This window comes from Cryobacterium sp. CG_9.6, assembly GCF_029893365.1.
Lineage (GTDB): Bacteria > Actinomycetota > Actinomycetes > Actinomycetales > Microbacteriaceae > Cryobacterium.
Map to the genome: position 1 here is coordinate 2224343 of NZ_JARXUZ010000001.1, position 13901 is coordinate 2238243.

Below are 13901 nucleotides of genomic sequence, written 5' to 3' on the forward strand. Positions count from 1 at the left end.
GCAGGTGCGTGAGGCTAGCTGGTGAGCCCGTCCACGTAGTCCTGGTTGTCTTCGATCCACTGGGCGACAATCGGGCCGTAGTCCGAACCGTCGTAGAGCGGATCCGGCCAACCTGAACGCAACATTCAGGTGCCACCCATACCGTTGTCAGAACACACTCACGTGAAGGAGACACACATGGCACGCATCGCAATCATTGGTGGACACGGAAAAGTAGCCCTCCACCTGGCCCACAACCTCTCTGTGGCAGGCGACGAGGTCACGTCCTTCATTCGCAACCCCGAGCACGCCGACGACGTCACCGCCACCGGTGCCACCGCGGTCGTTGCGGATGTTGAAACCCTGTCCGCGGACGAGCTCGCCACCCGCCTGGCCGGTTTCGACTCCCTCGTCTGGTCTGCTGGCGCTGGCGGCGGGAGCACGGAGCGCACTTACGCGGTGGATCGTGACGCGGCCATTCGGTCAATGGACGCGGCCCACACGGCCGGAGTGCACCGCTACGTGATGGTCTCCTATAAAGGGTCACGCTCCGACCACGGAGCAAGCCCCGACGACGGAATGTTTTCCTACTACGAAGCCAAGGCTGCAGCGGATGACTATTTGCGGGGTACGGACCTTGCCTGGACGATCCTCGGCCCGAGCGGCCTCAACCTTGATGCCGCAACAGGCCTGATCAGTGTGAGCAGTTCGCCTTCTACCGAGCAGACCTCCCGCGAGAATGTCGCGCTGGTTGCAGCGGCAGTGCTGAAGCAGCCCGCCACGGTTGGTCGCTTCATCGAGTTCACCGACGGGACGACTCCGATCGACACGGCAATCACCGCAGGCGACTAGGAACGAGGCCGGGTCCTGACCTGGCCTCCCTTGCCCTGACTTTCCCGCAAACCGTAGGATATGGGGCGAGTATTCTTCTGCATGTTCCACAACCGAGGGAGGGATGAGATGGCCGGCACCGAGACTGACGCCGCATCAACGCCCTCCCCGGTTCGAGCGCGCAAACGACTCCGTCTTGTGCTCGCTCTGGCGCTGGCCGGAGCCATTATTGCTGCCACCGCCGTCGTCGGAGTCGCACAGCGCACTCAGGTGCTCACCGCTGCGCAAGTGGACTATGACGCCGCCCTCACCGGGTATACCTCGGCTCAGAAGCAGGCATCCGCGTCCGTAGCGGCCGGTGCTGACGCTATCGCCGCGGCCCAGGAGACCCTCGATTTCAGCGCGGGCAAGGTGGCCACCGAGGACTCCCGCACGGCTCTTGCCGCGGCCATTACCGACGCGAGGGCGCGACTGGCTGCCGACACGACAGTGATTGAGCGGGCCACAGCAGTCGCCAGAACGGCCCCCGCGGCCGACACGTCGTTCCTCAGCCCCGGGTCCGGGCTGGACGCGGCAACGCGCACCGTGGCATCCGTTGATCTTCCCGCCACCGACAGCACACCCAGCATCGCTGATTCCCTCGTGGCACCTCAGCAGGCTGTGCGCGACGCGGTCGCGGCCTGGGAGGCTGCGCTCTACACCAACCACGTGCAGGCCGTGGGTTGGCTTCCCGAGCTCGACCAGTGCGTCGGCTCGGTGGACGTCACCGCCTACTACGCTGGAATTCCGTCCATCGCCGAACACTGGTCGTGCGGCGGTAAGAACTTTCCCGATGACGCCGGCACCATCATCACGCTCACCGGGGTGCACTCCGGCCTGTATCGGGTTGACGGCATCGTGGCCATGCTCAACAGCTCACGCGATTCCGTGGCAGATCTCCCGGGCGGTCACGACCTGCTGTATCAGACCTGCCAGAACGGGCAGGGTGCCACCATGTCTTTCACGGCGCTCACCAAGATCGGCTAGTCAGGTCTTACACAGCGGATGCCGCGGGTCGTGCCGGTCGCCACGCTGATTCACGATGCGGCGTAGCCGTGCCCGCTCGGCGAGCAGAGCGGGCCCTTCCAGCTGTTGCGCAGGAGGGCTATGTAAGCCTAGATAGGCAAACCAACCGTTCAGACGGAAAAACCAGTGCGACATCACCGCCTACCGAAGGGGCAACATGACGGGTTCACTCATTCTCGACCTGTTCCTCATCGTCATTTTGTTTGGCGCTCTCGTGAACGGTTACCGCAGCGGACTGGTGCGCAGCCTCAGCGGAATCATCGGTGCTGCCCTCGGCGGCGTGGCGGCATTTTTCGTCGTTCCCCTCGTGGGTGCATGGATTCCCGCTCCCGAATGGCGCACACCGGCTGCCATCGGCGCGGCTCTTCTTCTCGTCGCCATCGGATTCCCTCTCGGCGCGTCCGTGGGCAACAGCATTGGTCGTCTCGCCCACCGCAGCCCACTCGGAATTATCGATCGCCTCTTCGGGGCCGTTTTCAGTGGGGTTGCTTCGGCGCTCATCGCGTCGATGGTGGCCTTCAGCGTGGGTGCCCTCGGAGTTCCCTACCTGTCCCCCGCCATTGCCTCGTCCACGGTCATCAGCGGAATTGATGACCTCACACCCAATTCGGTCAAGAGCACTCTGGCGCAGCTGCGATCCCTCGCCGTTCAAGAGGGACTCCCCCGCATTGTCGATGCGTTCTCCGGTCCTGTGCCCGATAAAGCGGATGCCGACACGAGCAGCCCAGCCCTCACCGTCGCCGCCCAGTCCGTGATGCTCATCACCGGAACGGCGTACTCCTGCGGCCAGAGCCAGTCCGGCACCGGGTTCGTCGTTGCTCCCGACCGAATTCTCACCAACGCTCACGTCGTCGCCGGTGTCACCGAACCCGTCGTCCAAGCGCCCTCCGGTGAAGCGCTCTCCGGAACGGTTGTGTACTTCGACTCGGTTGACGACCTCGCCATCATCGCCGTCAACGGCCTTTCTGCTCCCGCTCTGCAGCTCGGCGACGATCTTGCCGTTGGCAGCGGCGCCGTGGCGCAGGGTCACCCCTTTGGCGGCCCGTTCGTGTCCGATCCCGCACAGGTTCTGGCCCTCGGCACCCTGAGCGTCGCCGATATCTACGGTCAGGACCCCACCGCTCGTGAGGTCTACACTCTCGCCTCTGACGTGCAGCAGGGCGAGTCGGGTGGCCCGTTGCTGAGCGAGTCCGGCCTTGTGGCCGGCGTGATTTTTGCCAAGGCCGCCGACACCGCCAACGTGGGTTACGCTCTGGCACTCACGGAGATCACCCCGGTGGTTTCACAGGCCACCAGCCTCACCGCCGAAGTATCGTCGGGCACCTGCATTCGCGGCTAGCGCATGACAAACGGCCCGGGGCATCCGTTATCGGATGGCCCGGGCCGTTGTGGAGAGGGTGTTAGACGCGGTCGAGGGCGTAACCGTCTTCGCCGTGCACGCTGGTGTCGATGCCAGCGAGTTCGTCTTCGTTCTTGATGCGGAAGCCCATGGTCTTCTCGATCGCCAGGCCCAGAACGTAGGCGATAACGAACGAGTAAATGAGCACTCCGAAGGCAGCAATGGCCTGAACGGTCAGCTGACCGAGGTTCCCACCGCCCGTGAACAGGCCCGTGTCGATGGCGAAGAAGCCGAGGTAGAGAGTGCCGATAATGCCACCGACGAGGTGGATTCCCACCACGTCGAGCGAGTCGTCGAAGCCGAACTTGAACTTCATCTCAATGGACAGCGCGCACACCGAGCCGGCGAGGAGGCCGAGGATGAGTGCCCAACCGGGTGCAAGGTTGGCGCAGGCCGGCGTGATGGCCACAAGACCGGCAACGGCACCGGAGGCGGCGCCGACCGAGGTGGCCTTGCCATCCTTGAACTTTTCCACGAGCATCCAGCCGAGAATGGCGGCGGCGGTGGCTCCGAGGGTGTTCACCACGATGATTCCCACGTTGGCCAGGCCGTTGAGCCATTCGGCGCCGGCATTGAAGCCAAACCAGCCGAACCAGAGCACGGCGGCGCCGATGAGCACGAGCGGCACGTTGTGCGGCTTGGTAATGCCCTTCTGGAAGCCCACGCGCTTGCCGAGAACCAGAGCCAGAGCCAGAGCTGCCGCGCCGGCGTTAATGTGCACGGCAGTACCACCGGCATAGTCAATGACACTCGGGAGGTTGAGAGTGGTGCCGAGTTCCATAATCCAGCCACCACCCCACACCCAGGCGGCAACGGGGAAGTAGACGAGTGTGGCCCAGACGCCGGCGAAGATCATCCAGGAGCCGAACTTGGCCCGGTCGGCGACGGCGCCGCTGATCAGCGCGACCGTGATGATGGCGAAGGTCGCCCCATACGTGGCGCCGAGCAGGTCAACGTTGGCTGTCTCACCGGTGGCGAGGGCACTGAGACCGAAGTCGGAGAACGGGTTCCCGGCGAACTGCAGCGGACCGTCAACGGCGCTCATGTTGAAGCCGTAAAGAATCCAGAGCACACTGATCAGACCCAGTGCACCGAAGCTCATCATCATCATGCTGATGACGCTCTTGGCCTTGACGAGTCCGCCGTAGAAGAAGGCAACGCCCGGTGTCATAAAGAGAACCAGGGCCGTGGCCATGATTCCCCATGAAATGCTTCCCGTGTCCATAAATTGTCCTCACACCTCTCGATTTGCGGGGTGTACCACGAGGACAATACGCTCAGGTGCCGCTCCGGTACTTTTTCAGTATCCGGCGACGACGTTTCCAGAAACGTCTTCATGTGTTTCGAGAACGTTACGCCATGGCCTCGCAGATTAAGACCGTGTTTCGGGCGCTTGGTGCTCCAACGGCTGTTATTCGGCGTGCGGTGGCAGCTCCCCCGTGGTGAGCGCCACCATTCGAGACTGGGAGCGCTGGTATTTCTTGCGGTAGCCCCCCGCCATCATCTCGGCGTCGAAGACCTCGTTAAGCGGCAGGCCACTGGCAATGATGGGAATCTCGGCGTCGTACACGCGGTCGATGAAAGCCACGAGGCGCAGGGCATCCGTTTGGTCGGTGAGTAGGTACACGTCGGTGAGGGCAATGATGTCGAGTTCGCGGATGATTTTGACGTACTTGGACGGGTGCACGGTGCCGAGGTGCCGCATGAGGGCACCGAAGTTATCTTCGGTGAAGCGGGCACCGCGCTGCTGCAGGGTGGTCACCATGTGCTCAAGGTCGTCGGTGTCGACCGCGGTGGCCTGACCGGAAGCGTTACGGCGTCGATAGTCGAGGCCGTCGATACGCACGGTCTCAAAGTTCGAGGACATGGCCTGAATTTCACGGAGAAAGTCCTGGGCGGCGAACCGCCCCTCGCCGAGGGAATTTGGCGGCGTGTTTGACGTGGCGGCAACACGCGTGCCGGTGGCAACCAATTCGCCGAGCAGGCGGGTCATCACCATGGTGTCCCCCGGGTCGTCGAGTTCAAACTCATCGATGCAGATGAGCTTGGCACTGCGCAGCTGTGTGATGGTCTCCTGATAGCCGAGCGCGCCCACGAGAGCGGTGTATTCGATGAAGGTTCCAAAGTACTTGGGCCCCTTCGCCTCATGCCAGAGTGCGGCCAGAAGGTGCGTCTTTCCCACACCGAAGCCGCCGTCCAGATAAATCCCGGGGAGTTCCGCCTTCACCTTGCGGCTGCGCGAGAAGAAACCACCCGGTCGCTGACCATTCGCCGCGCCACTGAAGGTGTGCAGCCGCTCCACGGCCCCCATCTGCGACGGATAGTCGTGGTCGGGTCGGTAGGACTCGAAAGACGCGTGCTCAAACTGAGGTGGGGGAACAAGTTCGGCGACGATTTCTGCACCCGTAATCTCGGGTGAACGTTCCCCGAGGCGAGGCACCCGGGTGTGCGTGTGCAGGTGGGGCTGAAACTGATTCTGTGGCGTCATTCGCGAATTACTCGTCTTCTGCGTAGGTCGTAGTCTTCTGCAACGAAAGGCCGCGGGAATGTGAACGGCGCCCGCACCGCGTAGGTTTAAGGGTGGGGCTATGACCAGCCTAAACCGCGCTCAGCGGTGACGAAGCGTCAGAACAGTCCCCCTTCTGGAGGTTTCATGTCCATCGAGCTCGATCCGGCACCGAAATTCGCCGAATATGCCCACCCCGAACGCCTCGTCTCCGCCGAATGGTTGCACGCACACCTCGGTACGGCCGGGCTGGTCGTTGTCGAATCTGACGAGGACGTACTTCTCTACGAGACCGGCCACATTACCGGCTCCGTCAAGATCGACTGGCACACCGACCTGAACGATCCGGTCACCCGCGATTTCATTGACTCCACCGCCTTTGCGAAGGTGCTGGGTGGCAAGGGCATCGCGCGCGACACCACCGTGGTCATCTACGGCGACAAGAGCAACTGGTGGGCTGCCTACGCCCTCTGGGTCTTCACCCTCTTCGGCCACTCCGACGTTCGCCTGCTCGACGGCGGTCGCGACAATTGGGTTGCCGAGGGCCGAGCACTCACCACGGATGCGTCCGCGGTCACCGCGGTTGAGTACCCGATTGTGGAGCGCAACGACGCCCCCATCCGCGCGTTCCGCAGCGACGTGCTCGCCCACTTCGGCAACCCGCTGATCGACGTGCGGTCCCCCGAGGAATACAGCGGCGCCCGCACCACGATGCCGGCGTACCCCGAGGAGGGTGCCCTTCGTGGTGGTCACATTCCCTCTGCCGCATCTGTTCCGTGGGCTCGAGCCGCCGCCGCCGACTCCACCTTCAAGGCACGAGCCGAACTCGACGCCATTTATCAGGGTGAGGCCGGCCTCACCGAGGGCGACAACGTGATTGCCTACTGCCGCATTGGCGAGCGGTCCAGCCACACCTGGTTTGTGCTCACGCACCTGCTGGGCTTTGAGGGCGTTCGCAACTACGACGGCTCATGGACCGAGTGGGGCAACTCCGTGGGCGTGCCCATCGCCCTCGGAACCGAACCCGGCGCCACCCCGCCGGCACGTCGATGACCGAAACGGCACTGCCGGAGCAACTCGCCGACATTCGCGAGGATTTTCTCGCCCTTGAGCAGCGCGACCGCCTCCAGTTACTCCTGGAGTTCTCCAACGAACTCCCCGAGCTACCGGAACGGTACGCGGACCACCCCGACCTGTTTGAACGGGTAATCGAGTGCCAGTCCCCCGTTTTCATCTTTGTCGAAGTGGATGCCGAGAACACGTTTCACCTGTTCGCAACGGCTCCGCGGGAGTCGCCGACAACCCGCGGGTTCGCGTCGATTCTGGTACAGGGGCTCGACGGCCTCACTCCCGAGCAGGTGCTCGCCGTCCCCGACGACTACCCGCAGTCGATCGGACTCACCGAGGCGGTGTCACCACTGCGTATTCGCGGCATGTCCGCACTGCTGGCCCGGTCAAAGCGTCAGTTGCGCGAGCGCACGGGCCTCTAGGCACGCACCCGGCCAAACTGCTCAGGACAGTTCGGCCGGGGGCGGGGCGGCGTGCGGTAGCTCGGCCAGCCAGGTGGTGATGGTGGAGTTCCAGCGCTCGCGGTCGTAGTTCCACAGCTTCGTGTGCCGGGCCACACCGAAGGGAACAAAGGTCACGATGTCACTGCGTAGCGTGGCCAGCTGACGGGATCCGGTCACCGGCACGAAGCCATCGTCGTTGCTGTGCAGCAGCAGCATGGGATGTTCGAGCTCGTCGGCCCGATCCACGAAGTCCAGACGGCGAAAGTCGATGGGGACGCTCTGGCCCGTGATGAGGCCGCCCCACCGACGTCCCATCACCTCCATCGCGGCGCGAGCGATGAACGTGGGCAGCCGCAGTTCCACGCCCTGGTAGGCCACGACATCGGCCCAGTCGATCACGGGAGATTCAAGCACGATCCCCGCCAGGAGCTGTGAGTGCGACGTGCGGGTGGCTGTTTGAAGCACGATTGCCCCGCCCATCGACCACCCCATCAAAACGATGCTCCGTGCACCGTGGCGTGCGGCGAACTCGATCGCCGCATCGACATCGTGCCACTCCGTGTCACCGAGCGAATATCGACCGTCACCGCTCGGCGGGGCGTCCCCGTCGTTGCGGTAGGAGATGAGTAGCGACGTGTAACCGGCCGACCGAAAGACCGGAACGGCCCGCAGTCCCTCGGCCCGGGTCACGGCCCGACCGTGCACCTGAATAACCCAGTGGTCAGCTGGCTTCTCGGCGGGAATGAGCCAGGCCGGTGCTCCCTGCCCGAATTCGAGGGGAACAATGACGTTCGAGAAGGCGTATGGCAGATCTTCCGGCCCCCGGTACAGCCATCCGCTGAAGCGCCCCTGTTGGGCCGTGTTCAGATCACCCTGATCGACAGAGAGAATGCGTCGGGTAACGGTGCGTGCGGTGGCCGTGACCACCTCACCCAGTTGCGCGTGGCCTGCTCCGGCGCTGAAAAAGAAGCTGTAGTCGCCAGGAAGCACCGAATCGGGCGTGGACTGCAGGGTGACGGTTCCACCGGCCTGATCCACAGCGATGACCCGGGTATCGTCAGGCCTTGCGACCGGTGGGGTGACAACGGTGCGAGCCATGACCGCCGCAAGCACGCCCCCGGTGGTCGCCACGGCCGCGCCCAGTGCGACCACGACAATCCCGGTTACGCCCACTGCCCGCTGCAAGCCCCGGCCACGACTCTGATTGCCGCTCACGCACACCTCCAGCTCGCCCGGCGTGCCTCGCAGACAACACCCAGAAAAAACTCTAGTCTGCAGACGTGTCCGAAACTGAGGAATCGCTCCCACCGGAGTTTGCAGCAGCTCTCGATGCCCTTCGCCGTGCCGCCACTCGGGCTGAACTGGTGGTGACCGAAATACCGGCGCCCGGCAGACTGGCCCCGTATTCGGTGGCACTGTCCGCGGACGTGAAACCGGTGCGCCCGGGGAGCGACTCCGAACAGGGAACCGGGCGCTTCATCCTGCTGTATGACCCCGATGAGCCTGAAAGCTGGGGCGGACGTTTTCGAGTGGTCTGTTTCGCCCAGGCGCCCCTCGAGGTGGAAATCGGCCTGGATCCCTTCCTGGCCGAGGTGACGTGGACGTGGCTGGTGGATGCCCTCACCGCGCGGGGCGCGCGGTATACCGCGGCGTCGGGAACGGCCACCAAAATCATTTCCTCCGGCTTCGGTGCGCTCGCTCAGCAGGGCGACGGCGCCCAGATTGAGCTCCGCGCGTCGTGGACCCCACTCGATCACAACCTCACCGCGCATGTCGAGGGGTGGGGTGAGTTGCTCTGCATGATTGCCGGGCTTCCCCCCGTCGGGGAGGGCATCAGTCGGCTCTCGGCCCGTCGCGCAGCCCGCGGTGGTGGCTGATACGTCCCGCGAGCGAGAGAATTGATGCGGTAGAAGAAACGAGCACGACAACAGCACACCGAAAAGCAGGGTATGAACTCGACACACAGCGTTATTGACACTCGAGAGGCCTACCTGGCCGCAACCGCTGCCTTGGCGGCTGGCACCGGCCCGATCGGTGTCGACGCCGAGCGAGCATCTGGTTTCACCTACTCGCAGCGCGCGTATCTGATTCAGATCTTCCGGCGTGGAGCCGGCACATTCCTGTTCGATCCACCCATGATCGGCGACTTCAGCGAACTCAACGAGGCCCTCGCCGACGAGGTCTGGATTCTGCACGCCGCCAGCCAAGACCTGGCCTGCCTGCGCGAAGTGGGCCTGAACCCGCAGACGATCTTCGACACCGAACTTGCGGCCAGGCTGCTGGGACTCCCGCGTGTGGGCCTCGGAACCGTGGTGGAGGAACTCCTCGGAATTCATCTGGCCAAGGAACACTCTGCAGCAAACTGGTCCACCAGGCCCCTCCCCGAATCGTGGTTGGTGTACGCCGCCCTCGACGTGGAACTGCTCCCGGACCTGCGCGACATCATGGTGGGCCTGCTTCTGGAGTCGGACAAGACCGAGCTCGCCGACCAGGAATTCCTCGCTGTACTCGACAAGCCCGCTCCGGAGGCACGTGTTGACCCCTGGCGGCGGCTGTCGGGCATCCACTCCCTCCGCGGCCAGCGCAACCTGACGGCCGCCCGTGAACTGTGGATCGCCCGCGACGATCTGGCGCGCGACAGTGATGTGTCGCCCGGTCGCCTCGTGCCCGACGCCTCGATCATCGCCGCCGCACGGGTGCTCCCCACCACACGGCAGGCACTGGCCACACTGCGTGAATTCACCGGGCGCGCCAGCCGGAACGAGCTCGACCGCTGGTGGGCAGCGATCGAAGCGGCTCTGGTGAGCACCGATATGCCGCAGGCCAAGCCACACACCGACACTCTGCCCCCACCCCGGGCGTGGGCGGAGCGCAACCCGGAGGCCGACACCCGTCTTCGTGCCGCCCGGGCTGCACTCACACTACTCACCGAGGAGCGGGCGATTCCCCTGGAGAACCTGCTCACCCCGGAGTATCTGCGCCGGGTGTGCTGGGCTCCACCCGCTAACGCCAACGAGGCATCCATTCGCGACGCCCTCAGCGCCCTGGGTGCGCGACCGTGGCAAATTGACGCGACCGCACAATTAATAGCGGATGCTTTTGTAGAAATCCCACAAGCTGCGGACGAACCCACCGAACCTGAGTCGTAGAAACAGTCAAACGATTCCGCCGCCCAAATACTGCCCCCCTAGGATCGGTGGAGACCTGATTGACTGATGGAGGCATTGTGGCCGAGAGAGCAGAAGTCGTATTTGTGGACGGGGTTCGCACCCCGTTCGGACGCGCTGGCGAAAAAGGAATGTACTGGAACACCCGGGCAGATGATCTGGTGGTCAAGGCCATCATCGGCCTGATGGAGCGCAACCCCGGTGTCCCGAGTGAGCGAATCGATGATGTGGCTATTGCGGCTACGACACAGACCGGCGACCAGGGTCTGACCCTCGGCCGCACGGCCGCACTCCTCGCCGGGCTGCCGAAATCGGTTCCCGGATTTGCGATCGACCGCATGTGTGCCGGCGCCATGACGGCCGTCACCATGATGGGCGCATCCATTGGCTTCGGCGCCTACGACCTGGCGATTGCCGGCGGCGTGGAGCACATGGGTCGTCACCCCATGGGATCGGGCGTTGACCCGAACCCCCGGTTCCTGTCCGAGCGTCTGGTGAGTGAGGATGCGCTGAACATGGGCGCCACCGCCGAGCGTATTCACGACCGGTTCCCCGCCTACACGAAGCACCGCTCCGACCGCTTCGCTCTGCGCAGCCAGCAGAAGGTGGCGGCCGCGTACGCAGCCGGCAAGATCCAGCCCGACCTCATCCCGGTTGCCACGCGCGGCGAATCCGGCTGGGGGCTGGCCACCGTGGACGAGGCGCCGCGCCCCGAAACCACCATGGAGGGCCTCGCCACGCTGCGCACCCCCTTCCGCTCCCACGGCCGCGTCACCGCCGGAAACGCCTCTGGACTCAACGACGGCGCATCTGCCTGCCTGCTGGCCAGCGCCGACACAGCCAAGGAACTGGGGCTCGGTATCAAAATGAGAATGGTGAGCTTCGCCTTTGCCGGCGTGGAACCGGAGGTCATGGGCCTCGGGCCCGTACCCTCCACCGAAAAGGCGCTGCGCAAGGCCGGCCTCAGCATCACCGACATTGGCCTGTTCGAACTGAACGAAGCCTTCGCCGTGCAGGTCATCTCGTTCCTAGACCACTTCGGCATCGACGATGAGGACCCGCGCGTCAATGAGTATGGCGGCGCGATTGCCATCGGGCATCCGCTGGCCAGTTCTGGCGTGCGTCTGATGAACCAGCTCGCGCACCAGTTCGAGTCGCACCCCGAGGTGCGCTACGGACTCACGGCAATGTGCATTGGACTCGGCCAGGGCGGCACCGTCATTTGGGAAAACCCGCACTTCAACAAGAAGGCAGCGAAGCGATGACCAACTACGATTCTCTCGATTTCTCCCCCCTGCTTGAGCTGTCGGCCGATGAGGTCGTGACGCACTCGCTCGTTCGTGATATTCCCCTCAGCGGTGGACGCGTGCTCGCGCTCGTCACCCTCGACAACGGTCGCGACCACACCCGCCCGAACACACTCGGCGCGGTGTCCCTGATGGAGTTCGCCACCACCATGGACGCCCTCACGGCTCGCGCCTCCCGCGGCGAGATTCACGGCGTGGCCGTGACCGGCAAGCCGTTCATCCTCGCGGCCGGCGCCGACCTGAGCAAGGTCGCGGAGATTCCGTCCCGCGAGGTGGGCAAGCTGCTCTCCCAGTTGGGTCACCACGCCTTCGGCAAGCAGGCCACCCTCGGGGTGCCCTCGTTCGTGTTCATCAACGGCCTGGCACTCGGCGGCGGGCTGGAGGTTGGCCTCAACGCGCAGTACCGCACCGTGGACGCTACCGTACCGGCCATCGCACTGCCCGAGGTCTTCCTCGGCCTCATCCCGGGCTGGGGCGGCTCCTACCTGCTGCCCAACCTCATCGGCATCGAGAACGCCCTCAAGGTGATCATCGAGAACCCGCTCAAGAACAACCGCACCCTCAAGGGAGCGGATGCGCTCTCGCTCGGAATCGCGGACGTCATGTTCGCCTCCGCTCGCTTCCTGGAGCAGTCCATCGAGTGGGCCGACGGCGTCATTGCCGGCACCATCACGGTGTCGCGTCCGAACGAGCCCGGCAAGATCGAGCGACTGGTCAAGTGGGATGTTGCCGTCGGCATTGCCCGCAAGATGCTCGAGGGCCGAATCGGCACCGTGGCTCGCTCACCGTATGTGGCTCTCGAGCTGCTGCGCGCCGCCAAGTCGGGCACGAAGGCCGAGGGCTTCGAACGTGAGGATGACGCTCTGGCCGAGCTCATCTCCGGCGACCAGCTGCAGGCGAGCATCTATGCCTTCAACCTCGTGCAGAAGCGCGCCAAGCGCCCGGCCGGTGCTCCGGACAAGAAGCTCGCTCGCCCCATCACCAAGGTGGGCGTGATTGGTGCCGGCCTGATGGCCAGCCAGTTTGCTCTGCTCTTCGTGCGTCGCCTGCAGGTTCCCGTGGTCATCACCGACCTCGACCAGGCTCGCGTCGACAAAGGCGTGGCATACATTCACAGCGAAATTGCTGCGCTCGAAGCCAAGGGCCGCATGTCAGCCGATGAGGGCAACCGGCTGCGCCATCTGGTCACCGGAACAACCAACAAGGCGGACTTCGCTGACGCCGACTGGGTGATTGAGGCCGTCTTCGAGGAACTCAGTGTGAAGCAGGACGTCTTCGCCGAGATCGAGAAGCACATCTCGCCGGAAGCCATTCTGGCCACCAACACCTCCTCGCTGTCGGTGGAGCAGATCGGTGCCAAGCTGCTCAACCCGGAGCGGCTCGTGGGCTTCCACTTCTTCAACCCGGTGGCGGTCATGCCACTCATTGAGGTCGTCAACACGCCGCAGACCAACGAGGTCACGCTGTCCACCGCCATGGTCATCGCCGGAAAGCTGCGCAAGAACGCCGTGATCACCACGGACACCCCCGGTTTCGTGGTGAACCGCATTCTGGCCAAGGTGCTTGGCGAGGCAATGCACGCGGTGGATACGGGTACTCCGTTCGATACCGTCTCCGCAGCCATCGCCCCGTTCGGGCTGCCGATGACACCGTTCGAGCTTCTGGAGCTGGTGGGCCTGAAGGTGGGCGCGCACGTTCTGGACACCCACCACGCGGCGTTCCCGGACCGGTTCTTTGAGAGCACGAACCTGCACCGGTTGGCCGAGCACGGCACGCTCCTCGAGCGCGATGCCAAGGGAAAGATCAAGGGCTACGACAAGGTGGCACTCAAGATCGTGGCCGGCGGCACCGCTCCGATGACGGCGGAAGAGCTGCAGCTGCGTTTCGAGAACGGCCTCGCCGACGAAATCAAGCGGATGCTGGATGACGACGTCGTTCACGCGGCCGAGGACATCGACCTGTGCATGATTCTGGGCGCGGGTTATCCGTTCCAGATGGGCGGGGTCACTCCCTACCTCGACCGCGTGGGTGCCAGCGAGCGAGTCTTTGGTGGTTCATTCCACACACCGAAGATCCGCGGAGTGGGCTCAGCAGTCGCCGTCACGGTCGTCACCGACTAGCCCGGGGGCTCGGGGC

12 protein-coding genes are annotated in these 13901 nt (G+C 64.3%); 9 read left to right on the plus strand and 3 right to left on the minus strand.

Annotated features, from left to right (window positions below):
* Window positions 1-177 precede the first annotated feature (177 nt).
* From H4V99_RS10280 to H4V99_RS10290, 3 genes are all read left to right on the plus strand, one after another.
* Window positions 178-831, plus strand: coding sequence for an SDR family oxidoreductase (locus H4V99_RS10280; protein ID WP_280677974.1), 654 nt, complete (start codon window positions 178-180; stop codon window positions 829-831).
* Between the two features lie 108 nt (window positions 832-939).
* A complete protein-coding gene (locus H4V99_RS10285; RefSeq protein WP_280677976.1) occupies window positions 940-1836 on the plus strand; it encodes a hypothetical protein in 897 nt (298 codons plus the stop codon).
* A 196-nt stretch (window positions 1837-2032) separates the two neighbouring features.
* Window positions 2033-3214, plus strand: a complete 1182-nt coding sequence (locus H4V99_RS10290) for a MarP family serine protease (protein ID WP_280677978.1) — start codon at window positions 2033-2035, stop codon at window positions 3212-3214.
* Window positions 3215-3275: 61 nt separating this feature from the next.
* On the opposite strand, the gene H4V99_RS10295 is transcribed toward H4V99_RS10290, so the two are convergent.
* The gene (locus tag H4V99_RS10295) at window positions 3276-4499 is read right to left on the minus strand and encodes an ammonium transporter (RefSeq protein ID WP_280677980.1); all 1224 of its coding nucleotides are present in this window, start codon (window positions 4497-4499) and stop codon (window positions 3276-3278) included.
* 186 nt (window positions 4500-4685) lie between these two features.
* The gene (gene zapE / locus H4V99_RS10300) at window positions 4686-5762 is read right to left on the minus strand and encodes a cell division protein ZapE (protein ID WP_280677982.1); all 1077 of its coding nucleotides are present in this window, start codon (window positions 5760-5762) and stop codon (window positions 4686-4688) included.
* Between the two features lie 165 nt (window positions 5763-5927).
* Here zapE and H4V99_RS10305 point away from each other — a divergent pair, with 165 nt between their 5' ends.
* Both H4V99_RS10305 and H4V99_RS10310 read left to right on the plus strand, forming a co-directional pair.
* Entirely contained in the window at window positions 5928-6833 is a 906-nt protein-coding gene (locus tag H4V99_RS10305; protein WP_280677984.1) for a sulfurtransferase, read from the plus strand.
* Window positions 6830-7270, plus strand: coding sequence for a SufE family protein (locus tag H4V99_RS10310; RefSeq protein ID WP_280677986.1), 441 nt, complete (start codon window positions 6830-6832; stop codon window positions 7268-7270). Before H4V99_RS10305 ends, H4V99_RS10310 begins: the two co-directional genes overlap by 4 nt.
* A 21-nt stretch (window positions 7271-7291) precedes the next feature.
* Here the strand turns inward: H4V99_RS10310 and H4V99_RS10315 are convergent, their stop codons facing one another.
* Window positions 7292-8506, minus strand: coding sequence for an alpha/beta fold hydrolase (locus H4V99_RS10315; protein WP_280677988.1), 1215 nt, complete (start codon window positions 8504-8506; stop codon window positions 7292-7294).
* 65 nt (window positions 8507-8571) lie between these two features.
* Between H4V99_RS10315 and H4V99_RS10320 the strand changes: the two genes are divergently transcribed.
* The 4 genes from H4V99_RS10320 to H4V99_RS10335 all read left to right on the plus strand — a co-directional run bounded on the left by H4V99_RS10320 (window position 8572) and on the right by H4V99_RS10335 (window position 13885).
* The gene (locus tag H4V99_RS10320) at window positions 8572-9168 is read left to right on the plus strand and encodes a DUF3000 domain-containing protein (RefSeq protein WP_280677990.1); all 597 of its coding nucleotides are present in this window, start codon (window positions 8572-8574) and stop codon (window positions 9166-9168) included.
* Window positions 9169-9240: 72 nt separating this feature from the next.
* A complete protein-coding gene (locus H4V99_RS10325) occupies window positions 9241-10440 on the plus strand; it encodes an HRDC domain-containing protein (RefSeq protein ID WP_280677991.1) in 1200 nt (399 codons plus the stop codon).
* Window positions 10441-10517: 77 nt separating this feature from the next.
* A complete protein-coding gene (locus H4V99_RS10330) occupies window positions 10518-11723 on the plus strand; it encodes a thiolase family protein (RefSeq protein ID WP_280680067.1) in 1206 nt (401 codons plus the stop codon).
* Window positions 11720-13885 carry a 3-hydroxyacyl-CoA dehydrogenase NAD-binding domain-containing protein gene (locus H4V99_RS10335; RefSeq protein ID WP_280677993.1) on the plus strand — a complete coding sequence of 722 codons (2166 nt, stop codon included), beginning with the start codon at window positions 11720-11722 and terminating at the stop codon, window positions 13883-13885. The genes H4V99_RS10330 and H4V99_RS10335 overlap by 4 nt, the downstream gene beginning before the upstream one ends.
* Window positions 13886-13901: the final 16 nt, after the last annotated feature.